Below are 23,886 nucleotides of genomic sequence, written 5' to 3' on the forward strand. Positions count from 1 at the left end.
ACCCCGTCAAAGGCTTCCCATCGTGTCTGACCGTCTTGCCGTTTTGCCTCAATATCTGCTGCCCAAGGGAGCGTTGACCAATTTTGCCGGCCGGATCGCCGGCGCCAAGGGCGGCGCCATGACGACGCGCCTGATCCGCTGGTTCGTCGGCCGCTACAACGTCAACATGGATGAGGCGCTGGACCCGGACATCACGCACTACGCGAGCTTCAACGACTTTTTCACGCGCGCGCTGCGCCCGGACGCGCGTCCGCTGGCGCAAGCGGACTACGTCTGCCCCGTCGATGGCCGCATCAGCCAGTTCGGCACGATCGACAAGGACCAGATCTTCCAGGCCAAGGGCCACCATTTCAGCACGACGGCCCTGGTCGGCGGCGATGCGGCCCTGGCGGCCCAGTTCGAACACGGCAGCTTTGCCAATCTGTACCTGAGCCCGCGCGACTACCACCGCATCCACATGCCCTGCGATGGCCGCTTGACGCGCATGATTTATGTTCCCGGTGAACTGTTTTCCGTCAACCCGACGACGGCGCGCGGCATTCCCGGCCTGTTCGCCCGCAACGAGCGCGTCGTTTGCGTATTCGACACGGCCAACGGCCCCTTCGTCATGACCCTGGTGGGCGCCACCATCGTCGGCAGCATGGCTACCGTCTGGCACGGCGTCGTCAACCCGCCCCGCACGGGTGAAATTCGCGACTGGAGCTATGCCAACGACAATGTCGTGCTGAAACAAGGCGACGAGCTGGGCCGCTTCCTGCTCGGTTCCACCGTCGTCATGCTGTTCCCGAAAAACACGGTCGATTTCAATGTCAGCTGGCAACCGGCCGGCCCCGTGCAGTTGGGCGAAGTCATGGGCAACCTGCCCAAGTAAGGCAGCAAGACGCGCGCCTAGACGGGCGCGTCGGTCCGGTACATTTCCTCCATCAAGTCCAGAAATGCGCGCGTCTTGGCCGGCATCAAGCGCCGGCCGGGAAACACGGCCCAGCCCGTGACGAGCGGAAAGCTCCATTCCGGCAAGACCCGCACCAGTTCCCCCGTCGCCACATACGCCTTGGCAAAGCGGTCCGTGCTGGCCGCGATGCCCACGCCCGTACACGCCATGCGCACCAGCAATTCCGGCGAGTTCGCCAGCAGGCGCACGGGCAAGTCCCGCTCCCACGTCGTCTTGCCTCGGATCAAAGTCCAGTGCACGAGGCCATGCACGGCGCGTGGCAAGCTCAATAAATCGTGGCCATACAGATCGTCGGGATGCTCGGGCAAGCCGTGCACGCTCGTATATTGCGGCGAGGCATACAACGCCAGGGTGCTGAAGGCCACGCGGCGCGCGGCCAGGCTGGCGTCGTCGGGCAAGTTGCCCATGCGGATGGCCAGGTCGAAGTTCTCTTCCAGCAAATCCACGCGGCGCGCCGACAAGTCCAGTTCCAGCGAAATGGCCGGATAGCGGCGCACGAACTCGGCCAGCACCTGGCGCATCAGCGTGTCGCCAAAATCGGCCGGCATGGAAATGCGCAGCAAGCCGCTGGGGCCTGCCTGGCGGTGCTGGGCCAGCGCGCCGGCCGCCTCCGTTTCTTCCACCACCTTGCGCGCATGCTCGAGCAGGCTGGCGCCGAATTCCGTCAGCGCCAGCTTGCGCGTGGTGCGCAGCAGCAGCCGTTCGCCCAATTTCGCTTCCAGCAGCGAGATGCGGCGCGACAGGGTCGACTTGGGCAAGTCCACGCGCACGGCGGCGCGCGAGAAACTGCCGCATTCGACGACGCGGGCGAACAGCAGCAAATCTCCGGGATCGATATCCATCACTGACCTTTACGTTCAATTGTTCCACTAGTGGATTAATGTTATCCATTTTAACGGCTTCCGCATCAATTTTGGAATTGCTATAGTTCATCCATCGCAAGACACCTCACAACGGAGAAACAAGATGAACATCCTGCAAATCAATTCCAGCGCCCGCAGCACCGGTTCCGCCTCGACCCGCCTGGCTGACGCCATCGTTACCCGCGTACAAGCCGCCAACCCGGGCGCCGCCCTGGTGCGCCGCGACCTGGCCGCCGCCCCGCACCCCGTGCTCGACGAGCCGACCCTGCAAGCGCTGTTCACGCCAGCGGACAAGCGTACGCCGGAGCAAGCGGCCCGCATCGCCCTCGATGATGCGCTAATTGCGCAAGTGCAAGCAGCTGACGTGATCGTCATCGGCGCCCCCATGTACAACTTCGGCATCACCGTGCAACTGAAAAGCTGGTTCGACGCGATTGCCCGCGCCAACGTCACCTTCAAGTACACGGAAAACGGCCCTGTGGGCTTGCTGACCGGCAAGAAAGTCTACGTGGGCCTGTCCCGCGGCGGCTTGCACCGCAACAGCGCCAACGATAGCCAGGTGCCTTACCTGAACACCATGTTCGGCTTCCTGGGCCTGACCGACGTGCAATACGTGTATTCGGAAGGCATGGGCATGGGCCCGGAAGCCGTGGCCAAGGCGCAAGCCCAGGCGGACGCCGAGATCAACGCGATCCTGGTGTAATTCCCAGCAGTGAAAGGGGCGGCGCACTGGCGCCGTCCTGGCCTAGAGGAGAGACAATGAGCGATACCACCACCGTCAACAAGCCACGCGCCGTCGAGCGCGTGATCGCCGGCCAGGCCGTCATGGATGGCGCCGGCGTGAAGATCAACCGCGTGCTGACGCAGCAGCTGCAGCGCCGCCTCGACCCGTTCTTGATGCTCGACAACTTTGCCAGCGACAAGCCGAACGACTATATCGCCGGCTTCCCCGAGCATCCGCACCGCGGCTTCGAAACCGTGTCGTACATGATCACGGGACGCATGCGCCACAAGGACAGCGCGGGCCACGAAGGCTTGCTGACCTCGGGCGGCGTGCAATGGATGACGGCCGGCAGCGGCGTGATCCACTCGGAAATGCCGGAACAGGAAGAAGGCGTGATGGAAGGTTTTCAGCTGTGGCTGAACCTGCCCGCGCGCGACAAGATGCGCACGCCGTGGTACCGCGACTTCGACAGCAGCGAAATCCCCCGCTACACGACGGACGCGGGCGTGACCGTGCAAGTGATCGCCGGCGCCAGCCATGGCGTGACGGGCGCCGTGCAGCGCGAGCTGACGGAACCGCTGTACCTCGACATCGACTTGCCGGCCGGCGCCAGCTTCGAGCAGCCCTTGCCGCCAGGCCATAATGCCTTCCTGTACACCTTCCGTGGCGAAGTGCAGGTCGATGGCAAGGCCGTGCCCGCCCTGCGCATGGCGATTTTCGCCAACACGCCAGGGTCCGACGGCGTGCGCATCGAGGCGCCCGAAGGCGGCCGCGTGATCCTCGTCGCCGGCCAGCCCTTGAACGAACCGATCGCGCAATATGGCCCGTTTGTCATGAATACCCAGGCAGAAGTGTTCCAGGCCGTACAGGATTTCCGTGAAGGCAAGTTTGGCGAGACGGCGGCGCAATAAAGTTGCCTGTTCCATCAAAAACCTGCAGTCCTCCGGGCTTGCAGGTTTTTTTTCGTGCCGACTATATTGTTGCTTTTCAATTACACTGGCGGCAACATCATTCCACAAAGCATTCCATGCAGCCGACGCACACCGAACACGACGCCACCCATTTGCACGCCCACCTGAAGGGCGATGCCAAGCACACCCACTCGTTCGAGGGGCGCAGCCAGAGTATCCTCGCGTGGGCACTGGGGCTGACCCTGTCATTTGCCGGCATCGAAGTGGCGGCCGGCTTCCTGTCCAATTCGCTGGCCCTGATTTCCGACGCGGGCCACATGGTCACGGACGCGGCCGCGCTGGGCCTGGCACTGCTGGCGCAACTGATCGCGCGCCGCCCTCCTTCGCCACGCCACTCGTTCGGCTTTGGCCGCGCCGAGGCGCTGGCCGCCTTCGTCAACGGCCTGGCCATGCTGTGCGTGGTGGGCTGGATCTGCTACGAAGCGGCGCTGCGCTTTTCCTCCCCGCAACCCGTGAAGGGCGGCATGGTCTTCATCGTCGCCTTCATCGGCCTGGCGATCAACGTGGTGGTGGCGTGGGTATTATCGAAAGACAAGCAAAGCGTGAACACGCGCGCCGCCCTCGTGCACGTGATGGGCGATTTGCTGGGCTCGGTCGCCGCCATCGTCGCCGGCGCCGTGATTTACTTCACGGGCTGGATGCAGATCGACCCGCTGCTGTCCGTACTGGTGTCGCTGCTGATTTTAAAGTCGACATTCGGCGTGCTGCGCGAGTCCTACCATTTCCTGATGGAAGGCGTGCCCATGCATATCGACTACATCCAGGTGGGCGCGGACGTGGAACAAGTGGATGGCGTGATTGCCGTGCACGATTTACACGTGTGGGACATGTCGCCGGGCCAGCCGGCCCTGATCGGCCACGTGGAAATCGAGCACCTCGACCATTGGCCGAAGGTATTGCGCGCGATCAAGAAAATGTTATTGAGTAAGCATGGCATCGACCACATTACTTTGCAGCCGGAGACGGCCACGATGGCGGGGCTGCATGCGAGCGACAAGACGCATTGACAGGGAAACGTGGGAATCCAGGCCGGATTCCCACGGATAAATTAACTTCTTCTTGCTTCCAGCACGCCGCTGACGTCCTTGATCACATTCAGCGCTTTTAATAACTGCGCCGTCGAGCTGATTTCGGCCGTAAACGTCATGCGGGCCTGGCCCTTGGCGCTTTGGGTGTTGACGCCGATCACGTTGATCTTTTCGCGCGAAAAGATTTCGGAGATGTCGCGCAGCAAGCCCTGGCGGTCGCCGGCCAGGATGAAAATGTCGACCGGATACACGGTATCGTGCCCGCCCGTGCTGCCCCATTCCGTGAAGATCACGCGCTCGGGCGATTTGGCGCGCATTTCCTCGAAGTTCTTGCACGTGGCGCGGTGGATGGAGACGCCCTTGCCGCGCGTCACGAAACCGACGATGCTGTCCGGCGGCGCCGGCTTGCAGCACTTGGCCAGCACCGTCATGAGGCCTTCCGTGCCCACCACCAGCACGCCGGACTTGGCACCCTGCTCCACGCTGGACGCGCGGCTCTTGCCCACCAGCACGGCGTCTTCCGGCACCACCACTTCACCATTGTCGTGCAGCGCCTGCTCCACGTGGCGCAGGCTGAATTCATCCTTGCCCACCGACAGGAACAGTTCGTCGACTTTCGCAAAGCCCAGCTTTTGCGCCAGCGCTTCGAGGTTGACGGCCGTCTTGCCTTCGCGCTGCAGGGACTTTTCCACCAGCGCGCGGCCATGGGCCAGGGTTTCCTGCATGTCGATGGCGTGGAACCAGGCGCGGATCTTCGAACGCGTGCGCGTGCTGACGGCGTAGCCGGCGCTGAGCCAGTCGCGCGACGGCCCCGCCGTGCCCGGCGCGCCCTTGGCCGTGATGATTTCGCAGGTCTGGCCATTCTTCAATTGCGTATTCAACGGCACCATGATGCCGTCGACCTTGGCGCCACGGCAGCGGTGGCCCACGTCCGTATGCAAGTGATACGCAAAATCGACGGGCGTGGCGCCCACGGGCAATTCCAGCACCCGCGCCTGCGGCGTCATAACGAAGATGCGGTCGTCCAGGGTGGCCGATTTCAGCTTTTCCACCCATTCGCGCTGGATTTCTTCTTGGCCCACGACGGCGTCGGCCACCTCGGTTTTCCACGCCAGCAACTGGCGCAGCCAGGCGATCTTTTCGTCGTATTTCTGGCCGGCAAAGTTCGAGCCGCCCTCTTCCTTGTAGCGCCAGTGCGCGGCCACGCCGTACTCGGCAAAGCTGTGCATTTCATTGGTGCGGATTTGCACTTCCAGCGGACGGCCATCCTCGGCCGTCACCACCGTGTGCAGCGACTGGTAACCGTTGGGTTTCGGCCGCGAAATGTAATCGTCGAATTCTTTCGGGATGGGGGTCCAGATATTGTGGACCACGCCCAGCACCGTGTAGCAAGTTTTCACGTCGGCAACGATGACGCGGAAGGCGCGCACGTCGTACAGGGCCGTAAAGTCCAGCTCCTTGCCGCGCATCTTGTTCCAGATGCTGTAAATGTGTTTCGGGCGGCCAAACACTTCCGCCTGGATACCGGCCGAGGCCAGCTCCGTCTGCAGGCGCAAGATCGCCGAGGAAACAAAACCCTCGCGCATCATGCGCTTTTCTTCCAGCATCTTGGCGATGCGTTTATACGCTTCCGGCTCGATGAAGCGGAACGACAAATCTTCCAGTTCCCACTTCAGCTGCCAGATACCGAGGCGGTTGGCCAGCGGCGCGTACAAGTCCAGGGTTTCCTTGCCATACTCGCGCGTCATTTCATTGAACAATTTCAACTCGGCAAAGTAACGCAAGGTCGTCACGCACGAAGCCAGGCGCACCAGCACGACGCGCATGTCGGACGCCATTGCCAGCAACATCTTGCGCAGGGTTTCCACCTGGGCCACGGCTTGCTGCGCCGCATTCTTGCCGCGCCCGCCAGCGCTGCCGTGCTGCGCCTGGGTCAGCGCGCGCAAACGGATCAGCTGGCGCACGCCTGTCGCCAGGTCGCACACCTGCTTGCCGAAGCGCGGCTCGATATCGGCCGCCGTGTCGGGTTCCAGCAGGGTCAGCTCGAACATCAGGCCGGCGATGCGCGTTTCCGCATCGCTGCGCAAGAAAGCGAGCGTGGTGGCCACGCCGAGGGCGAACTCCAGCGCGGAGCGGCCGGCAAAGGTCAGCTTGTCGCCATACGCTTCGGTGGCATACGCGAGCGCGTCCAGCACGCGCGCGCTGTCCGGCGCACTCAAGCCCTCTACCAGTTGTTCCGAGGTGACGCTATTCGGGGCCGAGATGGAAACCATGTAATACCTTTAAACTTAATAACTCAACAACTTAATAACTTAACGCTCTGCAGCGATGATGACGATTTCCACCAGGCAAGCCGGATTGGCCAGCTTCGCTTCCACCGTGGCGCGCGGCGGCGTGTGGCCGGAAGCCACCCAGTCATCCCACACTTCATTCATGCCGGGAAAATCTTTCATGTCGGCGATGTAGATCTGGCACGACAGGATGCAAGTCTTGTCGCTGCCCGCTTCCATCAGCAGACGGTCGACGTGACCGAGCACTTCGCGCGTCTGGCCGACGATGCCTTGCGTGGTGTCTTCCGCGATCTGGCCAGCCAGGTAGATGGTGTTGTTGTGTATGGCTACTTCGGAGAGGCGTTTGCCTACGTGCAGTCGTGTAATTTCCATGCTTCTTCTTTCGGTTGTTTCAAAATCTGTACAGCGGTATTACTTGCCCAGCAAAAACTTGCGGGCGATGGCGATCTGGTCGTCGTGCACGAACGTGGGCGCATGGCCGACGCCGGCGATTTCCACCAGTTCCGCCTTCGGGCCGCGGCCCAGCATGAGCGTGGCCGTCTCGTGCGACAGCAGATCGGATTCCGAGCCCCGCACCAGCAAGGTGGGGCAGCGCACGGCATCATACGCGGCCCACAGCATGGCTTCGTCGCTGGCCGCCGATTCCGGCGTGGCCGAGCGGAACGGCATGGCCAGTCCCATATCATAGTGGCGGCGCCAGTGGCCATCCTTATCCTGGCGCAACACATCCACCGCCAGTTTATGCCATTCCGCGTCCGTGTGCGGGCCGAAGCTGGCGGACACGTCGCGCACGAACCTGGCGCCTTGCTCGAATGTCTCGAAACGCAGGTCCTGGCCGATGTAGTCGCCGATGCGCTGCAAGGCTTCCGGCGCCAGTGTCGGGCCGATATCGTTCAAGACCAGCTTGCTGATCGGGCTGTCCGGCAACGATGCCAGGCCCAGGCCGATCAAGCCGCCCATCGAGGTGCCGAACCAGTCCACCGTCTGGCGCTCGCCATTGGCCAGCACGCGCGCCAGCAGGGTCACCATGTCGCTCACATATTGCGGCACGCGGTAAAACTGCGGGTTGGCCAGCCAGCCCGAGCGCCCGCGCCCCACCACGTCGGGGCAGATCACGCGGTAATCGCTGGCCATGGCGCGCGCCAGGTTGTCGAAGTCGTCCGCCACGCGCGTCACGCCATGGGCGCAGACGAGCACGTTCGGATTGTCCGCCGCGCCCCACTCTTTATACGACATGGTGTGCAAGCCTGCGGGGGAGATACATTGCACTGACTTGATGCTCGCTTCGATCATGCGATTCCTTATAACACCGGAGAAAACCTACTGCGCGTCGGTGGTTGCGGCCTGCGATGCTCACCGTACCAAAGTACGGTTGCGCTTCTCGGCCACAACTCCCTTCCGCTCGCTACGGTTTTGTCCGGCGTCGTTATTTGGTAGTAAAAAACAAAGAAACCGGCGATTTGCCGGTTGCCTCGCGCGCGACGCTACGGCAGTGTAGCGCAGCGCGGGCAATGCTCCAAGCGCGCGCCTGAAATGCTGCGGCGCAGCACGTCCGCCATGGCGCAATACCCGATATAGCGAAAATGCATATCTGCGGTTATCCACAATTGAGCCTGCCTGGCAATGGGCGGATGATCGCAGCATCAACCCGCAAGAGGAGACCACTCGTGAAAAAACCATTCTATAAAATCCTGTACGTACAGGTGCTGTTCGCCATCGTGGCTGGCGTGCTGCTGGGGGTGTTCTACCCAACGAACGCCGTCGACATGAAACCGCTGGGCGACGGCTTTATCAAACTGATCAAGATGATCATCGCCCCGGTGATCTTCTGTACCGTGGTCTCCGGCATCGCCGGCATGCAGGATGTGAAGAAAATCGGCCGCGTGGGCGGCAAGGCGCTGCTGTACTTCGAAGTGGTCTCCACCTTCGCGCTGGCCATCGGCTTGCTGGTTGCTAACATCCTCAAACCGGGCGCCGGCTTCAACGCCGATCCGGCCCACCTGGACGCCAAGTCGATCGCGCAATACACGCACGCCGAAGGCATGAGCACCGTCGACTTCCTGATGAATATCATCCCGAAGACCTTCGTCGACGCCTTCGCCAAGGGCGACATCCTGCAAGTGCTGCTGATCGCCATCCTGTTCGGCTTTTCGCTGTCCCTGCTGGGCGAGCGCGGCCGTCCCGTCACCAAGCTGATCGACGAGCTGTCGCATGCCATCTTCGGCATGGTCAACATCATCATGAAAGTCGCCCCCATCGGCGCGTTCGGCGCGATGGCCTTTACCATCGGTAAATACGGCCTGGCTTCGCTGATCCCGCTGGCGAAACTGATGGGTTCCTTCTACCTGACCTGCTTCCTGTTCGTCTTCGTCGTGCTGGGCCTGATCGCCAAGTACACGGGCTTCTCCATCGGCCGCTTCTTGTTGTACATCAAGGAAGAACTGCTGATCGTGCTCGGTACCAGCTCGTCGGAATCGGCCCTGCCGGCCCTGATGAAAAAACTCGAGCGCCTCGGTTGCTCCAAGCCAGTCGTCGGCCTGGTCGTGCCTACCGGCTACTCGTTCAACCTGGACGGCACCAATATCTACATGACCATGGCTGCCCTGTTCGTGGCGCAAGCCACCAACACGGAACTGACCATCTGGCAGGAACTGACCATCCTGGGCGTGGCGATGCTGACCTCGAAAGGCGCGTCCGGCATCACGGGCGCCGGCTTCATCACCCTGGCCGCCACCCTGGCCGTGGTGCCGACCATCCCCGTGGCCGGCATGGCGCTGATCCTGGGCATCGACCGCTTCATGAGCGAATGCCGCGCGCTGACCAATTTCGTCGGCAACGGCGTGGCCACCATCGTCGTGTCGAAATGGGAAAAAGAACTGGACATGGACAAGCTGCATAGCGAGCTGGCCCATCCAACCCACCCGACCGACGACGCCTATGTCGCCCCGACCGTGAATATCGTCAAGTAAGCCGTACGCTTCATTGAAAAGCCCCGCAGAGCGATCTGCGGGGCTTTTTTCATGCGCGCAGGCTTTTGCCGGCATGATCAACAAACAGTAAATCATGCATCAATATTTCATTGGATGATCAATGAATAAAAAACCATTACAGTACTGTCACCTGTTCGCCACCTGGTTCCCGCATAATGACATTGCGTTAATGCAAGCCTGACACCGAACCATCCTCACCTTTGAATGGAGTACGTCATGTCCCTCTCGCCCGCCTTCTACGCCACCTGGAACCCACGCCTGCTGGGCCTGCAGCGCATCATCCTCGGCTTCCTCTTCCTGCAACACGGCACGGCCAAACTGTTCGGCGCGCCGCACGTGGCCATGTTCGACGGCTTGCAATTGTTGTCCGTGATGGGCGCGGCCGGCGTCATCGAGCTCGTCGGCGGCAGCTTGCTGCTGGTGGGCCTGTTCACGCGCCCCGTCGCCTTCATCCTGTCGGGCCAGATGGCGGCCGCCTACTTCATGGCGCATGCGCCTGCCGGTTTCCTGCCGATCCTGAACGGCGGCGAAATGGCCGTCATGTATTGCTTCACCTTCCTGTATTTCGCAGTGGCAGGCGCCGGCGCCTACAGCCTGGACGGCTTGCGCGGCAAGGCAGGCGCATAAAAAAAAAGGGCGGACATCGCTGTCCGCCCTTTCATTGCCTTCGACGATCCGTTTTATACGGCGGAAACGTCCAGTTCAGCGCCCGTGGCCGCCTGTACCTGCTCCTTGGTCACGCCCGGCGCCAGTTCCACCAGCTTCAGGCCGTTTTCCGTCACGTCGATCACGCCGAGGTCGCTGATGATGACGTCGACCACGCCCACGCCCGTCAACGGCAAGTCGCACTGTTTCAGCAGCTTGTGCGACGTCGTGCCATCCTTGGCCGTGGCCACGTGTTCCATCAGCACGACGACTCTCTTGACGCCGGCGACGAGGTCCATCGCGCCGCCCATGCCCTTGACCATCTTGCCTGGGATCATCCAGTTCGCCAGGTCGCCCTTTTCCGACACTTGCATGGCGCCCAGGATGGCCAGGTTGATCTTGCCGCCACGAATCATGCCGAAGGAATCGGCCGAGCTGAAGTAGGCTGCGCCCGGCAAGGCCGTCACCGTTTGCTTGCCGGCATTGATCAGGTCGGCATCGACTTCCTCGTCCGTGGGAAACGGGCCGATGCCCAGCAAGCCGTTTTCCGACTGCAGGAACACTTCGATATTTTCCGGCACATAGTTCGCCACCAGGGTCGGCAAGCCGATGCCCAGGTTCACATAAAAGCCATCCTGCAATTCTTTCGCCGCGCGCGCGGCCATTTCGTCACGTGTCCAAGCCATAATAATCTCCGTATTCTATTTTTATGCTTCGGCGCGCACGGTGCGCTGCTCGATGCGTTTTTCCGGGTTCGCGTTGACCACGATGCGGTGCACGAAGATGCTGGGGGTATGCACCTGGTCCGGGTCGATCTCGCCCACTTCGACCAGTTTTTCCACTTCGACGATGGTGATCTTGCCCGCCATGGCCACGTTCGGGTTGAAATTGCGCGCCGTCTTGCGGTAGACCAAATTGCCCGCGCGGTCGGCCATGTAGGCTTTCACCAGCGACACATCGGCCACGAGGCTGCGCTCCATCACGTATTGTTCGCCGTCGAATTCGCGCAGCTCCTTGCCGTCGGCGACGATGGTGCCCACGCCCGTCTTGGTGAAGAAGGCGGGAATGCCGGCGCCGCCGGCGCGCAGCTTCTCGGCCAGGGTGCCTTGCGGCGTGAATTCCAGTTCCAGTTCGCCGGCCAGGTACTGGCGCGCGAATTCCTTGTTTTCGCCCACATAGGAGGCGATCATTTTCTTGATCTGGCGCGTGGTCAGCAACTGGCCCAGGCCGAAGCCGTCGACGCCGGCGTTATTCGAAATGGCCGTCAGGCCCGTCACGCCCGAATCGCGCAAGGCGCCGATCAGGGCTTCGGGTATGCCGCACAGGCCGAAGCCGCCAACGGCGATGGTCTGGCCATCTTGGACGATACCGGCCAGCGCCGAGGCGGCGTCAGGATAAACTTTATTCATGGGTGTCCCTCTATCTTTTGTTAAGCTTTGGTCTTGAGTCCATGACTCAGGCAGCGACTCAGCATAAAATACGCGAGTGGAAAGTACAATACCGTAGAACTACCGGCGCCGTGCCGGCAATCCCCCTGTGAGAGTGATACGTATCAGATGAACGCCGCGTCAGCCATCGATTATGAAAGTATCTTCCTGCACGCGCCCGTGGGCATGTGCATGTCGGAAAACCGCATCATGCGCAGCTGCAACGAAGCGCTGGCGGCCATGTTCGGCTATGCGCGCGCCCAGCTGGACGACCAGTCGTTCGAAGTACTCTACCCCACGCACGACGAATTCCTGCGCACCGGTGACCGCATCATCCCCATCATGAACGCCAAGGGCCGCTATTCGGACGAACGCATCATGCGCCGCAGTAATGGAGAATTGTTCTGGTGCCACGTCACGGGCCACGCCATGCTGCCGCGGGAACCGCTGGGGCCGGGCATCTGGACGTTCGAGGATGTCAGCGAGAAACGTCCCGTGACGGCTGAACTGACGCCGCGCGAGCGCGAAATCGCCGCCCTGCTGGTGGAAGGCAAGACGAGCAAGGTCATCGCCCGCCAGATCGACCTCAGCCCCCGCACGGTGGAAATGCACCGCGCCAAGCTGATGCGCAAGTTCGCCGCCTCCACGTCGTCCGAACTGGTGCACAAGCTGGTGGGCTTGCAGCTGCAGCGCTAGGGACGGGCTCAAAGCGAGCAGCAAACGTTGCCCACAGGAAAAATACAAGTTATGATGAAGAGTCAGCAAACCCTGCCTCTCAGGCTTGCCTATTCAAGTCGTTCCAATGAAAAAAATTTCCGTCCCCACGACCGCCATCCTCGATCAACTGTCTGGCCCCGTTTTCAACCCCGACATCTTCCGCAAGGCAGGCGTATTTATCATGCGCAATGCGATCCCTGCGGATGCGATTGAGCAATGGCAAGCAAGCTGGCTGGAATTCCAGGCAACGCAGCTGCAGGAAAGCCGCGATGTGAACCAGGCCAATCCTGTTGCACTATCGGAACAGTTGCCGCCGCCACTGGCGACCATGTACCGGCACCCTGTTTTCGCGGAAACCATGCGGCAAGTACTGGGCGAGCATATCGCACTGTACAACCATCGCTTTGTCATCAAGGATCGCTTCAGCACGGGCAAGGTGTTCTTGCATCAGGACAGTTGCTACCATGTGGGCAACCTCAACAAATGCAGCCTGTTCGTGCCGCTCAGCAAGGCAAACCGCGACAATGGCGGCATGACATTCCATGTCGGCTCGCATCAACTCGGTTTTCTCGGCGATGCCGGTGAAATCAACCCGGAGAAATTCGACGTGCAGTGGCCCACGGTCACGCCGGAACTACAGCCAGGCGATTTTGTCATCATGCACAGTTCCCTGTGGCACGAATCCGGCCCGAACACCTCCGGCATCGACCGCATCCTGGCCGATACCATCGTGCAGGCGGCCGATGACCCCACGGGCAAGGAACTGCTGTGCGGCGAATGGCAGACGGACATCTTCTATTCGCCCGTGAACTACATCCGCTATTTCGTCAATTCGCGCGTCCTCAAGATTATCAAGTATGAAAAAGAGCGTGCCGAGGCCCTGCACGCGGGGCATTGACGCGCCACCTGGCCGCATTGCCCCCCTCCCTCAATACCCTCTTTAAAGTTGACAATATGCCATCCACAAGTGCTCACGCATGCCCGATTTGCCATGGCCCGATGCAGGCGGTCACGAATGCCTCCTGCGCGATGCACGCCAGCCTGTTGCATCCGGCCACCGAACTGGCACAATATCTGTGCCAGGATTGCGGGCATGGCCGGCTGACACACAGCATTCCCGCCGAGGTACTGTACAACTCGAATGTCGCCATTCCAACCGATCACTCGGCCGGAGACGTGCGCTTTGCCTTCATACAAAATGCAGCCGACTTGACGCAGGTCAATGGCACGATTGTGGAATTTGGCGGCGGCCCTGGCGAACTGGCTGAGCAGGCCCGGCAGGCGCTGGATCGCCCGCGCGCGACCGTCATGGACTTTGTCGACCGCGTCGCCTTCCCCTCGCTCGATTTCGTGAAAATGGATTTGAATGTGGATGGCGCCAGGATTGCGCAACGGCTGGAGGAGCAGTTGCATGACAAAAACCTGTTCCTGCTGTCCCACGTCGTCGAGCACCTGAACGATCCCGGCGCGCTGCTGCAGGAACTGCACCGTTTCAGCAACAGCCTGGTCTATATCGAAGTGCCCGATTTTGGCACGGCACATCCGGCCAGCACCCTCAAATTCTCATTGAATTGCCTGGAACACTACCACTACTTTACCGACCGTTCCCTGCTGGACATGGTGCACAAGGCGGGTTTCCGCGTCATCGCCTTCGAAACCCAGGGCGCGCCGCGCATGCCAGCCATCCGCGTGCTGTGCACTCCCCGTCCACAGCTGAGCAATGCCGTACTGAACTACAACGATCATTTCGATGTCATTGCGGAGCGGCTGCGGCAGAAAATATTGTCCGCGCCAAAAGACCAGGAAATCTGGTGCTGGGGACTGTCCGCCTTCATGGCCGAAGCGCTGGACAAGCTGGGTGCCGAACGCCATCGCGTGAAAGGCATCCTGGATACACGCTATCCGGGCGAGGATTTCCTGGGCATCCCGGTCCAGCGCGAAGCTGCCGCACGGGCTGATGCAGCGCCGCCACACAGCATCTTGCTGGTATGCGGCTCCACCTACTCGGCAGTACAGGCGATTATCCAGGCCAAAGCCAGCGCGAGCTATCCGGAAGCCGAGTTCTTTACCGTATCAATTGATTAAATTAGCAACTGCGCAAGCAACTGCGGCTGCGATAGGCGGCTCCGGCAACGACGCCGCCCATCGCACGATCAGAACGTGCTCATGCCGCCATCGGCGGAAATGATGGCGCCATTGATGAAATGCGAATCCTCGCCCGCCAGCAACAGCAGCAGGCCGTCGAGGTCTTCCGGCTTGCCCGGACGTTTATTCGGCAGCATTTCGATCAATTTTTTGCCCTGTTCGGTGGCAAAGTAATCTTCGTTGATTTCCGTGGAAATGTAGCCGGGGCAGATGGCGTTCGTGTTGATGCCGTACTTGCCCCACTCCACGGCCATGGCGCGCGTCATGTGCACCATGCCCGCCTTGCTCATGCAGTACACGCCGATCTGCGGCAGCACCTGCAAGCCCGCCATCGAGGCGATATTGATGATGCGGTGCTGCTTCTTCGGGTCGCCCTTGGCGCGCGCGATCATGCGCTTGGCCGTTTGCTGGGCCACGAAGAACGATCCGCGCAGGTTGGTATCCATCACGAACGAGTAATCCTCGGGCGTGACGTCGACCAGGCGTTGCGTGGTGGACACACCGGAATTGTTGACGAGGATATCGATGGGGCCCGCTTCCGTTTCCGCGTGCGCGATGGCCGACTTGATGCTGGCGAAGTCGGTCACGTCGAGCGACACCACGTGCGCGGCGCCGCCATCGGCTTCGATTTCGGCGCGCAATTCCTTCAGGCGTTCGGTGCGGCGCGACGCCAGCACGACCTGCGCGCCCGCCTGGGCCAGCACTTTCGCAAAGCGCGCGCCGAGGCCGCTCGATGCGCCGGTAATCAGGGCAATCTTGCCCTCGAAATTGACTTCTATGCCCACGAGCTACTCCTGTTTTATTTTAGATAACACTTTACGCCGTGCCGATGGCGCAGGGGCAAAATACCCTGCGTCGCACTTGAGCAAAGGTAAACGCCATCATTACACAAAATGGCCGGATTTAGATTGCGGCGAGGGGCAATGTCACGCAAAATGGCGCCAAAGTTGCAATCCTCGTCAAAAACAAGCACACTCGTGCTTAAATTTCCCCGATGATGCTTTATTCCCTATCCTTGCTACCTAATTGAGTGACTATAAATCGAGACCATGACACAGCCTAATAACTTAGTTGAACAGTACGGACCGCGCGAAACCATGGAATATGACGTGGTGATCGTCGGCGGTGGCCCCGCAGGCTTGGCCGCGGCGATCCGCCTGAAGCAGCTGGCCGCTGAAAAGAGCCAGGAAGTGTCCGTCTGCGTGCTGGAAAAAGGCGGCGAACTGGGCGCGCATATCCTGTCGGGCGCCATCATGGACCCGAAGGCGCTGACCGAACTGATTCCGAACTGGAAAGAACTGGGCGCGCCCCTGAACACGGAAGTGACGGAAGACCGCATCCTGTTCCTGACCGAAACGAAAGCGTATAAAACGCCGGGCTTCGCCGTGCCGGCCTGCTTTGAAAACCACGGCAACTACATCGTCTCGCTGGGCAATGTGGTGCGCTGGATGGGCCAGCAGGCGGAAAACCTGGGCGTGGAAATCTTCCCCGGCTTCCCTGCCGCGGAAATCCTCTACAACGACGACGGTTCCGTCAAAGGCGTGGCGACCGGCAACATGGGCGTCAAGCGCGACGGCGAACCGGGCCCCGACTTCCAGCTGGGCATGGAATTGCACGCCAAGTACACCCTGTTCGCCGAAGGCGCGCGCGGCCACCTGGGCAAGCAATTGATGGCCAAGTATGACTTGAATGCCGGCAAGGACCCGCAGTCCTACGGCATCGGCATCAAGGAATTGTGGGAAATCGACCCTGCCCAGCACAAGCCGGGCCTGGTGATCCACTCGAGCGGCTGGCCGCTGGACACGAAAACCTACGGCGGCTCCTTCCTGTACCACCTGGAAAACAACCAGGTCATGGTGGGGTATGTGGTCGGCTTGAACTATGAAAACCCGTACCTGTCGCCGTACGAGGAATTCCAGCGCTATAAGACGCATCCGGAAATCCGCAAGTTCTTCGAAGGCGGCAAGCGCATCTCGTACGGCGCGCGCGCCATCGCGGCCGGCGGCCTGCAATCGTTGCCGAAACTGGTGTTCGCCGGCGGCGCGCTGATCGGCTGCGATGCGGGCTTCCTGAACATGAGCCGCATCAAGGGCAGCCACGCGGCCATCAAGAGCGGCATGCTGGCGGCGGACGCAGCCTTCGGCGCGCTGGGCGAACAGCGCCAGCACGACGAACTGACGAGCTACCCTGTCGCCTTCGAACAATCCTGGCTGCATGAAGAGCTGCACGTGGCGCGCAACGTCAAGCCATGGCTGTCGAAAGGCCTGTACCTGGGCAGCCTGATGACGGGCATCGACCAGCTGATCTTCCGCGGCAAGGCGCCGTGGACCCTGCACCACTCGCATGGCGACCATGAATGCCTGAAACCGGCCGCCCAGTCGAAGAAGATCGTGTATCCGAAACCCGATGGCAAGTTGACCTTCGACAAGATGTCGTCCGTGTTCATTTCGAACACGAACCACGCGGAAGACCAGCCGATCCACCTGACGCTGAAGAACGCCAGCGTGCCCGTCGACGTCAACCTGGCCACGTATGCGGGTCCGGAAGCGCGTTACTGTCCCGCCGGCGTGTACGAGTTCGTGAAGAACGACGACGGCGCCGAACGCCTGCAGATCAATGCGCAGAACTGCGTGCACTGTAAAACCTGCGACATCAAGGATCCGACGCAAAACATCGTGTGGGTGACACCGGAAGGCGGCGGCGGGCCGAACTATCCGAATATGTAATGCCCCGGGCATGGCGACCACGTCGCCAGCTGGCAGGAAGACAGCGCCCTACCCCATGGTAGCGCGCTGTTTTTTTATTAAAAACATCATATTCTCCCATGCTTTGACCAGCCAGCAACAGCAAGTTTGCATTGCGACAGCATTCCTGGATAAATTCCACCTGGAAAGTTTCTCAGAAGCACTTCCACCAGTTACAATTCCCTTTGCTAAATATTTCAACTGCCGCCAGCCCATGAACGCAAACGCCATTCCCGCAGTGCCCCTCGACGCCGAATTACAGCAGGCAATCACCGAACACCAGGCTGGCCGTTATGCCGAGGCGGAGGAACTTTATCTGGCGATTTTGCAGGCGCAGCCGTATCACGCCATTGCCAACCACAATATGGGCTTGCTGGCGGGACAGGTCGGGCAATACCAGGCCGGCTTGCCGTATCTGCACAAGGCGCTGTCCGTCAACCCCGATGAAGGCCAATTCTGGCTGTCGTATGCGGATGGCTTGCTCAAGGCCGGCGAACGCGAACAGGCGCTGGAGATCGTCACGGCGGCCATCGCGCGCGGCCTCGACAACGAACAATCGCAGGGCTTGCGCAGCCGCATCGAAACGGCTATCGCAAGCACGCCGACGGCGCAGGAAACGCAACACGTCATTGAGCTGTATCAAGCCGGCCGCCATGCCGAACTGGAAGTGGCCAGCCACGCCCTGACGCAGCGCTACCCGGAATCGGACTTTGCCTGGAGCGTGCTGGGCACCGCCCTGCAATTACAGGGCAAGGATGCCTTCGAAGCCCTGCACAAAACCGCGCAACTGGCGCCCAACGATGCCGAAGCGCATGGCAACCTGGGCACCGCGTGGCAGGAACGGGGCATGTACGACCAGGCGATTGACAGCTATACGCGGGCGCTGGAACTGAATCCGGACTTTGTCGAGGCGCATGGCAACCTGGCAGCGGCGCTGCAGGCGCAAGGCAAGCTGGAGCAGGCCGAACAGGCATACCGGCAAGCGCTGGCGCTGCGTCCCGATTACGCCAAGGGTCATTTCAATCTCGGCAATACTTTGCAAGCGATGCAGCGCGGCGCCGAAGCCGTCGGCTGCTATCAGCGCGCGCTGGCCTTGCTGCCGGGCGACGCGGACATCTATCTGAACCTGGGCAACGCCCAGCAAGAGCTGCAGCAATGGCAAGCAGCGATCGTCAGCTACCGCGCCGTGCTGCAACTGGCACCGCACACCACGGCGGCGCATGCCAACCTGGCCGCGGCGCTGCACGGGGCCGAAGACTATGCGGGCGCCGTGGCCAGCTACCGGCGCGCCATCGCATTGCATGCCGGCGACGCCAAGCTACACAACAACCTGGGACGCGCCCTGCAGTCGCTGGACCAGGCGGAGGAAGCCATCGCCGCGTATGAACAGGCGATCGCGTTCGATGGTGATTTCACCCAGGCGCTGAGCAATCTGGGGTTGCTTCAATGCAAACAAAAAAATTATGCGGCGGCACTCGAGCACTGTGCTTGCGTACTGCAACTGCAGCCCGGCGATGCACAAGCCTGCATCCAGCTTGCCATCGTCCATGGCGCTGCCGAGGACAAGGATAATGCGCTGAAGTATTTCCAACAAGCCATCGAGTTGGCGCCCGACAGCACCGAGACACACAGGCAACTGGCGGACTACTACAGCACCATCAAGCGTTTTGATGCAGCCGTTGCCGCCTACAGCCGCGTGCTGGAACTGGATCCCGACAATAGCGAAGCGCATAACCATGTCGGCGTCGCGCTGCAGGAGCTGAGGCGCTACGACGAAGCCAGTGCGGCCTATGCGCGGGCGCTCGAGCTAGACCCGGAAAACACGTCGGCGCTGTGCAACCGGGGCTCGGTGCACCAGGCTCAGCAGCAACTGGAGCAAGCCAGGCAGTCATACCTGGCAGCCCTCGACATCGACCCGCAATTCGCACGCGGTCACTTTGCATTGGGCAATTGCTATGTGCTCATGAACGATAGGCTGAATGCGCTGGAATGCTATGAACGGGCGCTGGAGCTCCAGCCCGACTATCGCGACGCCTACGTCAATATCAGTGCCACCTTGAGCAATATCGGTCGCATAGACGAAGCCCTTGCGGTCTGCCGCAAGGGTCTGGCGCTCTGCCCGCTATGGGAAACCCTGTTCAGCAACTACCTGTTCCTGCTGTCGCATAGCGCCGACATCGGTGCCGAGACGCTGTTTGCCGAACACCGGCGCTTCAGCGACACGTTTGAAAAGCACATCGCCCAGACGTGCCGCGGGCATGAGAATACCCGCGATCCGCTACGCACGCTGAAAGTCGGCTTTGTCTCGGGCGACCTGCATAACCATCCGATACCGCACTTCCTCATTCCCATACTGGAAAACCTCGTTGATGGCGTCAAGCTGTCGCTGCATGCCTACCATAACAATGCGCAAAACGACGACGTTACGCAACGCCTGCGCGAACTCATTCCCCACTGGCGCCAGGTGGAGCACCTGTCCGACCCGGACCTGGCGCAACTGATCCGCGACGATCGCATCGACATCCTGATCGACCTGTCCGGCCACACGGGCAAGAACCGCCTGCTGATGTTTGCCGCCAAGCCAGCGCCGCTCCAGGCGAGCTGGATCGGCTATCCGCTTACCACGGGCCTGGAAGCGATGGATTACTATCTGAGCGATCCATTCTTTTCGCCGCCCGGCAAATTCGACAGCCAGTTCACTGAAAAACTGCTGCTGCTGCCTGCCTGCGCACCGTTCCTGCCATCGCAATATGCGCCCGGCATCGAGCCCGCGCCCGCACTGAGCAATGGATACATCACCTTCGGCAGCTTCAATCGTTTGAGTAAAATCAACCGGCAGGTGATCGCGCGCTGGTCCAGGCTGCTGCGCGCACTGCCCGATTCCCGCATGCTGCTCGCCGCCATGCCCACGTCGGCGGCGCCGGCGCAGCTGAGGGACTGGTTCGACGAAGAGGGCATTGCGCCGGAGCGGCTCACCTTCGAAGGGCGCACGGGCATGACCCAATTCATGGCCATGCACCACCGCGTCGACCTGTGCCTCGACACCTTCCCGTATGGCGGCGGCACGACCACCTTCCACGCGCTGTGGATGGGCGTGCCGACGCTCACCGTGGCAGGGCCGACGTTGCCCAGCTGCGCCGGCACGTCCATCCTGCGCCAGGTCGAGCTGGAAGAGTTCATCGCCACCGATGACGACGATTTCGTGCGCAAGGGCGTGGCCATCGCGGCCAATCCCATGCTGCTGGGCGCGCACCGCCTCAGCGTGCGGCACCGCCTGGAACGTTCGACCATGGGCAAGCCGAAACTGATCGCTGAAGGATTCGAGAACGCCATGCGCATCGCCTGGCAACGCTGGTGCGATGGTTTGCCACCAGTGTCGTTCGAAGCCCCCGTGGCCGTGCCCAACCCGCCGATCGGATTATGATGAGCGATCAACAAAACAAGCCGATCTATGTGACCCAGCCCCTGCTGCCACCGCTGGAAGACTTCCTGCCGTATCTGCAGACGATCTGGGACAACAAGATCCTGACCAATGGCGGCCCCTTCCATCAGCAGCTGGAAAAAGCGCTGTGCGACTACCTGGGCGTCAAGCATATCTGCCTGTTCGCCAATGGCACGCTGGCATTGATGACGGCCTTACAGGCGCTGCGCATCAACGGTGAAGTCATCACGACGCCGTATTCGTTTGTCGCCACCGCTCATTCGCTGCTGTGGAATAACATCAAGCCCGTGTTTGCCGACATCGAGCCGCACAGCCTGAACCTCGATCCGGGCAAAATCGAGGCGGCCATCACGCCACAGACCACCGCCATCATGCCCGTGCATTGCTATGGCCGGCCATGCGATATCGAAGCCATCGAGAAAATCGCCGACAACTACAACCTGAAGGTGATCTACGATGCGGCGCATGCGTTCGGCGTGCGCCACCGGGGCGGCAGCGTGCTCAATCACGGCGACCTGTCCGTCATCAGCTTTCATGCCACCAAGATCTTCAACACCTTCGAAGGCGGCGCCATCGTCTGCCCTGACGCCAAGACCAAGCAGCGCATCGACCACCTGAAAAACTTCGGCTTCGTCGATGAAGTCACGGTCGTGGCCGCCGGCATCAATGGCAAGATGAGCGAGATCAATGCCGCCTTCGGCTTGCTGCAGCTCAAGGGCATCGACGGCGCGCGCCAGAAGCGCAAGGCCATCGATGCGCATTATCGCCAGCAGCTGGCCGGCATCGATGGCATCACCTGCCTGGAGCAAGGCGCAGGCGAGGCGGCCAACCACGCCTATTTCCCGATCCTGGTCGGCCCCGATTACCCGCTGTCGCGCGATGCCCTGTTCCAGCTGCTGCGCGACCAGGAAATCTACGCGCGCCGCTACTTTTACCCGCTGATCAGCGACTTTCCGATGTACCGCGGGATGCCGTCTGCAGCGCATGGCAACCTGCCAGTGGCGCGACTGGCAGCATCGCAAGTGATCTGCCTGCCGATCTATCCGGACCTGGAGATGGCAAGCGTGGATGCAATTATTGCCATGATCGCCGCCCCCGCACGGAAACCAGAACTGATACGGAACATCGCCTGATGAACATTTCCACCGAAACCAATTTTTCCGGTGTGACGGAAAACCATCCGTGGTCGGCCCAATTCACGGTACTGGGCTACGACGATGGCGCGATCAGCACCTTGCCCCACCAATTTTTCCGCGACTGGCTGGACCAGGAACCGACAAGCGGGCACTTCTACATCGGACGCGGCTCCGGTTTTGGCGTCGGTTCGCTGGTGAAATACGACAGCGGGCGGCAAAGCCTGTGCGTGGGACGGTACGTGGCCGGTGGTTCGCGCCTGCGCTTCCTGCTCAATGGCCAGCACGAGATGCGCACGATCTCGACATACATGCTGTCGATCCTCGGCGGCGGCTTGAAAAATGCGCCACAGCCACAGTATGCCGACACGGTGATCAAGAACGATGTCTGGATCGGCGACGAAGTGATGGTGCTGGGCGGCAGCGTGATCGAAAACGGCTGCGTCATCGGCGCCCGTTCGCTGTTGCCACCGAATTTCCGCTCGGAACCCTATGGAATTTATGCCGGCTCCCCGGCGCGCCTGATACGCTACCGCTTCACGGAAAAAGTGCGCGCCGCGCTGCTGGAACTTGCCTGGTGGGAAATGCCACTGACCTGGATACGCGACAACAATGCCATGTTCCTGGAGGATATGTGCACGGACGAGGCAAAGGCCCTGCTGATCATCGACATCCTGAAAAACAGCCGCCAGCAATGGGAACAAGCGCACGGCCAGGCATCCGCCTGAAGATAGCCAGCTTCGCCCTTCCATCCTGACGCCACCGACACCTGACCCAACGGCCCCGCATGCAGAACCACGCCCAACTTACTGCCATCGCCTATCACCTGCCGCCGGCCACCTTGACCAACGACGCCCTGGCGCAGGAATTGGGTGAATGGTCGGCGCAAAAGATTTTCGACAAGACCGGCATCGCCGAGCGACATATCGCCGCGGCCGATGAAACGGCCAGCGACCTGGCCTTCCATGCAGCAGAAAAGCTGTTCAGCGAACATGCCATCGAGCGCGACGGCATCGACTTCCTGATCCTGTGCACGCAGGCGCCCGACCATTTGCTGCCCAGCAGCGCCTGCGTCCTGCAGCAGCGCCTTCGCCTGCCCACCTCGTGCGGCGCGCTGGACATCAACCTCGGCTGCTCTGGCTACGTGTATGCGCTGGCGATGGCCAAGGGCCTGATCGAAGCCGGCATCCGCAAGCAGGTGCTGATCCTGACGGCCGATACGTATTCCAAGTTCATCAATCCGCGCGACCGCAGCGTGCGCACGCTATTTGGCGATGCGGCGGCGGCCAGCCTGGTGTCCGGCGGCGCAGCGCAGCAGGGATTGGGGCCTTTCGTGCTGGGCACGGACGGCAGCGGCGCGAAGAATCTGATCGTCCCGGCCGGCGCCATGCGCCTGCCGCGCAGCGCGGCCACGGCGGTGGAAAGCGAAGATGCCTCGGGCAACTGGCGCAGCCAGGATGACCTGTTCATGGACGGCGCCGAGATCGTCCAGTTCACACTGGGCGCGGTGCCGCGTACAATGCAGGAGTTGCTCGATGCCGCAGGAAAGACGCTGGACGATATCGACCACGTGATCTTCCATCAGGCAAATAAATTCATGCTCGACGCCTTGCGCCGCAAGATCCGTATCCCAGAAGCCAAATTCGTGATTGAAATCGATACCGTCGGCAACACCGTCTCCTCGACCATACCGATTGCCATCGCGCGGGCGCGCCAGTCGGGCCGCATCCGTCCTGGCGACACCGCCCTGCTGCTGGGCTTTGGCGTCGGCTATTCGTGGGCCGGCACCTTGGCGCAGCTATAGCGCTGCCAGG

General features: G+C 61.2%; 21 protein-coding genes. 14 read left to right on the plus strand and 7 right to left on the minus strand.

What is annotated here, in order from left to right:
• The first annotated feature begins 22 nt into the window (after window positions 1-22).
• Window positions 23-871: an archaetidylserine decarboxylase gene (gene asd / locus OX459_RS13165; protein ID WP_289905367.1), complete on the plus strand. Its 849-nt coding sequence runs from the start codon at window positions 23-25 to the stop codon at window positions 869-871.
• 17 nt (window positions 872-888) lie between these two features.
• On the opposite strand, the gene OX459_RS13170 is transcribed toward asd, so the two are convergent.
• Window positions 889-1,794 carry a LysR family transcriptional regulator gene (locus tag OX459_RS13170; RefSeq protein WP_077403254.1) on the minus strand — a complete coding sequence of 302 codons (906 nt, stop codon included), beginning with the start codon at window positions 1,792-1,794 and terminating at the stop codon, window positions 889-891.
• Window positions 1,795-1,918: 124 nt separating this feature from the next.
• On the opposite strand from OX459_RS13170, the gene OX459_RS13175 reads away from it, so the two are divergent.
• The 3 genes from OX459_RS13175 (at window position 1,919) to OX459_RS13185 (ending at window position 4,517) form a co-directional block, all read left to right on the plus strand.
• Window positions 1,919-2,518, plus strand: coding sequence for an NAD(P)H-dependent oxidoreductase (locus OX459_RS13175; protein WP_289905368.1), 600 nt, complete (start codon window positions 1,919-1,921; stop codon window positions 2,516-2,518).
• A 56-nt stretch (window positions 2,519-2,574) separates the two neighbouring features.
• A complete protein-coding gene (locus tag OX459_RS13180) occupies window positions 2,575-3,450 on the plus strand; it encodes a pirin family protein (protein WP_289905369.1) in 876 nt (291 codons plus the stop codon).
• A gap of 116 nt (window positions 3,451-3,566) precedes the next feature.
• The gene (locus tag OX459_RS13185; RefSeq protein ID WP_289905370.1) at window positions 3,567-4,517 is read left to right on the plus strand and encodes a cation diffusion facilitator family transporter; all 951 of its coding nucleotides are present in this window, start codon (window positions 3,567-3,569) and stop codon (window positions 4,515-4,517) included.
• Between the two features lie 41 nt (window positions 4,518-4,558).
• Here OX459_RS13185 and OX459_RS13190 read toward each other — a convergent pair whose 3' ends face one another.
• From OX459_RS13190 to OX459_RS13200, 3 genes are read right to left on the minus strand one after another with little or no spacing between them, the layout of a single operon-like run.
• Window positions 4,559-6,811: a bifunctional (p)ppGpp synthetase/guanosine-3',5'-bis(diphosphate) 3'-pyrophosphohydrolase gene (locus tag OX459_RS13190; protein WP_099664369.1), complete on the minus strand. Its 2,253-nt coding sequence runs from the start codon at window positions 6,809-6,811 to the stop codon at window positions 4,559-4,561.
• A 39-nt stretch (window positions 6,812-6,850) separates the two neighbouring features.
• Window positions 6,851-7,201, minus strand: a complete 351-nt coding sequence (locus OX459_RS13195; RefSeq protein ID WP_034784210.1) for a RidA family protein — start codon at window positions 7,199-7,201, stop codon at window positions 6,851-6,853.
• A gap of 39 nt (window positions 7,202-7,240) precedes the next feature.
• Window positions 7,241-8,122 (minus strand): alpha/beta hydrolase, encoded by an 882-nt coding sequence (locus OX459_RS13200; protein ID WP_077403235.1) that lies wholly within the window; start codon window positions 8,120-8,122, stop codon window positions 7,241-7,243.
• Window positions 8,123-8,460: 338 nt separating this feature from the next.
• Here OX459_RS13200 and OX459_RS13205 point away from each other — a divergent pair, with 338 nt between their 5' ends.
• On the plus strand, window positions 8,461-9,798 hold the full coding sequence (locus OX459_RS13205) for a dicarboxylate/amino acid:cation symporter (RefSeq protein WP_289905371.1): 1,338 nt from the start codon (window positions 8,461-8,463) through the stop codon (window positions 9,796-9,798).
• 237 nt (window positions 9,799-10,035) lie between these two features.
• The gene (locus tag OX459_RS13210) at window positions 10,036-10,446 is read left to right on the plus strand and encodes a DoxX family protein (RefSeq protein WP_289905372.1); all 411 of its coding nucleotides are present in this window, start codon (window positions 10,036-10,038) and stop codon (window positions 10,444-10,446) included.
• A 53-nt stretch (window positions 10,447-10,499) separates the two neighbouring features.
• Here the strand turns inward: OX459_RS13210 and OX459_RS13215 are convergent, their stop codons facing one another.
• Window positions 10,500-11,150 (minus strand): CoA transferase subunit B, encoded by a 651-nt coding sequence (locus OX459_RS13215; RefSeq protein ID WP_251349161.1) that lies wholly within the window; start codon window positions 11,148-11,150, stop codon window positions 10,500-10,502.
• Between the two features lie 21 nt (window positions 11,151-11,171).
• Entirely contained in the window at window positions 11,172-11,873 is a 702-nt protein-coding gene (locus OX459_RS13220) for a CoA transferase subunit A (protein ID WP_077403224.1), read from the minus strand.
• Between the two features lie 147 nt (window positions 11,874-12,020).
• Here OX459_RS13220 and OX459_RS13225 point away from each other — a divergent pair, with 147 nt between their 5' ends.
• The 3 genes from OX459_RS13225 (at window position 12,021) to OX459_RS13235 (ending at window position 14,693) form a co-directional block, all read left to right on the plus strand.
• Complete coding sequence (locus OX459_RS13225; protein ID WP_166450196.1) at window positions 12,021-12,587, plus strand: LuxR C-terminal-related transcriptional regulator; 567 nt, start codon at window positions 12,021-12,023, stop codon at window positions 12,585-12,587.
• A gap of 106 nt (window positions 12,588-12,693) precedes the next feature.
• Window positions 12,694-13,506, plus strand: a complete 813-nt coding sequence (locus OX459_RS13230) for a phytanoyl-CoA dioxygenase family protein (RefSeq protein WP_289905373.1) — start codon at window positions 12,694-12,696, stop codon at window positions 13,504-13,506.
• Window positions 13,503-14,693 carry a class I SAM-dependent methyltransferase gene (locus OX459_RS13235; protein ID WP_289905374.1) on the plus strand — a complete coding sequence of 397 codons (1,191 nt, stop codon included), beginning with the start codon at window positions 13,503-13,505 and terminating at the stop codon, window positions 14,691-14,693. The genes OX459_RS13230 and OX459_RS13235 overlap by 4 nt, the downstream gene beginning before the upstream one ends.
• A 68-nt stretch (window positions 14,694-14,761) precedes the next feature.
• Here OX459_RS13235 and OX459_RS13240 read toward each other — a convergent pair whose 3' ends face one another.
• Entirely contained in the window at window positions 14,762-15,538 is a 777-nt protein-coding gene (locus OX459_RS13240) for an SDR family oxidoreductase (protein ID WP_034752351.1), read from the minus strand.
• 264 nt (window positions 15,539-15,802) lie between these two features.
• Here OX459_RS13240 and OX459_RS13245 point away from each other — a divergent pair, with 264 nt between their 5' ends.
• The 5 genes from OX459_RS13245 to OX459_RS13265 all read left to right on the plus strand — a co-directional run bounded on the left by OX459_RS13245 (window position 15,803) and on the right by OX459_RS13265 (window position 23,876).
• Window positions 15,803-17,479 carry an electron transfer flavoprotein-ubiquinone oxidoreductase gene (locus OX459_RS13245; protein WP_174718100.1) on the plus strand — a complete coding sequence of 559 codons (1,677 nt, stop codon included), beginning with the start codon at window positions 15,803-15,805 and terminating at the stop codon, window positions 17,477-17,479.
• Window positions 17,480-17,711: 232 nt separating this feature from the next.
• Window positions 17,712-20,921, plus strand: a complete 3,210-nt coding sequence (locus OX459_RS13250; RefSeq protein WP_289905376.1) for a tetratricopeptide repeat protein — start codon at window positions 17,712-17,714, stop codon at window positions 20,919-20,921.
• Window positions 20,921-22,072 (plus strand): DegT/DnrJ/EryC1/StrS family aminotransferase, encoded by a 1,152-nt coding sequence (locus tag OX459_RS13255; protein WP_289905377.1) that lies wholly within the window; start codon window positions 20,921-20,923, stop codon window positions 22,070-22,072. The genes OX459_RS13250 and OX459_RS13255 overlap by 1 nt, the downstream gene beginning before the upstream one ends.
• Window positions 22,072-22,800 carry an acetyltransferase gene (locus OX459_RS13260; RefSeq protein ID WP_289905378.1) on the plus strand — a complete coding sequence of 243 codons (729 nt, stop codon included), beginning with the start codon at window positions 22,072-22,074 and terminating at the stop codon, window positions 22,798-22,800. Before OX459_RS13255 ends, OX459_RS13260 begins: the two co-directional genes overlap by 1 nt.
• 59 nt (window positions 22,801-22,859) lie before the next feature.
• On the plus strand, window positions 22,860-23,876 hold the full coding sequence (locus OX459_RS13265; protein ID WP_289905379.1) for a ketoacyl-ACP synthase III: 1,017 nt from the start codon (window positions 22,860-22,862) through the stop codon (window positions 23,874-23,876).
• The last annotated feature ends 10 nt before the right edge of the window (window positions 23,877-23,886 follow it).

The sequence above is a fragment of the Janthinobacterium sp. SUN026 genome (assembly GCF_030397625.1).
GTDB lineage: Bacteria > Pseudomonadota > Gammaproteobacteria > Burkholderiales > Burkholderiaceae_D > Janthinobacterium > Janthinobacterium kumbetense.

What these genes read in the sequence shown, in the direction of transcription:
- OX459_RS13170 (WP_077403254.1), bottom strand. Translation starts at nt 1,794, where the DNA reads ATGGATATCGATCCCGGAGATTTGCTGCTGTTCGCCCGCGTCGTCGAA.
- OX459_RS13175 (WP_289905368.1), top strand. Translation starts at nt 1,919, where the DNA reads ATGAACATCCTGCAAATCAATTCCAGCGCCCGCAGCACCGGTTCCGCC.
- OX459_RS13180 (WP_289905369.1), top strand. Translation starts at nt 2,575, where the DNA reads ATGAGCGATACCACCACCGTCAACAAGCCACGCGCCGTCGAGCGCGTG.
- OX459_RS13185 (WP_289905370.1), top strand. Translation starts at nt 3,567, where the DNA reads ATGCAGCCGACGCACACCGAACACGACGCCACCCATTTGCACGCCCAC.
- OX459_RS13190 (WP_099664369.1), bottom strand. Translation starts at nt 6,811, where the DNA reads ATGGTTTCCATCTCGGCCCCGAATAGCGTCACCTCGGAACAACTGGTA.
- OX459_RS13195 (WP_034784210.1), bottom strand. Translation starts at nt 7,201, where the DNA reads ATGGAAATTACACGACTGCACGTAGGCAAACGCCTCTCCGAAGTAGCC.
- OX459_RS13200 (WP_077403235.1), bottom strand. Translation starts at nt 8,122, where the DNA reads ATGATCGAAGCGAGCATCAAGTCAGTGCAATGTATCTCCCCCGCAGGC.
- OX459_RS13205 (WP_289905371.1), top strand. Translation starts at nt 8,461, where the DNA reads ATGATCGCAGCATCAACCCGCAAGAGGAGACCACTCGTGAAAAAACCA.
- OX459_RS13210 (WP_289905372.1), top strand. Translation starts at nt 10,036, where the DNA reads ATGTCCCTCTCGCCCGCCTTCTACGCCACCTGGAACCCACGCCTGCTG.
- OX459_RS13215 (WP_251349161.1), bottom strand. Translation starts at nt 11,150, where the DNA reads ATGGCTTGGACACGTGACGAAATGGCCGCGCGCGCGGCGAAAGAATTG.
- OX459_RS13220 (WP_077403224.1), bottom strand. Translation starts at nt 11,873, where the DNA reads ATGAATAAAGTTTATCCTGACGCCGCCTCGGCGCTGGCCGGTATCGTC.
- OX459_RS13225 (WP_166450196.1), top strand. Translation starts at nt 12,021, where the DNA reads ATGAACGCCGCGTCAGCCATCGATTATGAAAGTATCTTCCTGCACGCG.
- OX459_RS13230 (WP_289905373.1), top strand. Translation starts at nt 12,694, where the DNA reads ATGAAAAAAATTTCCGTCCCCACGACCGCCATCCTCGATCAACTGTCT.
- OX459_RS13245 (WP_174718100.1), top strand. Translation starts at nt 15,803, where the DNA reads ATGACACAGCCTAATAACTTAGTTGAACAGTACGGACCGCGCGAAACC.
- OX459_RS13250 (WP_289905376.1), top strand. Translation starts at nt 17,712, where the DNA reads ATGAACGCAAACGCCATTCCCGCAGTGCCCCTCGACGCCGAATTACAG.
- OX459_RS13255 (WP_289905377.1), top strand. Translation starts at nt 20,921, where the DNA reads ATGAGCGATCAACAAAACAAGCCGATCTATGTGACCCAGCCCCTGCTG.
- OX459_RS13260 (WP_289905378.1), top strand. Translation starts at nt 22,072, where the DNA reads ATGAACATTTCCACCGAAACCAATTTTTCCGGTGTGACGGAAAACCAT.
- OX459_RS13265 (WP_289905379.1), top strand. Translation starts at nt 22,860, where the DNA reads ATGCAGAACCACGCCCAACTTACTGCCATCGCCTATCACCTGCCGCCG.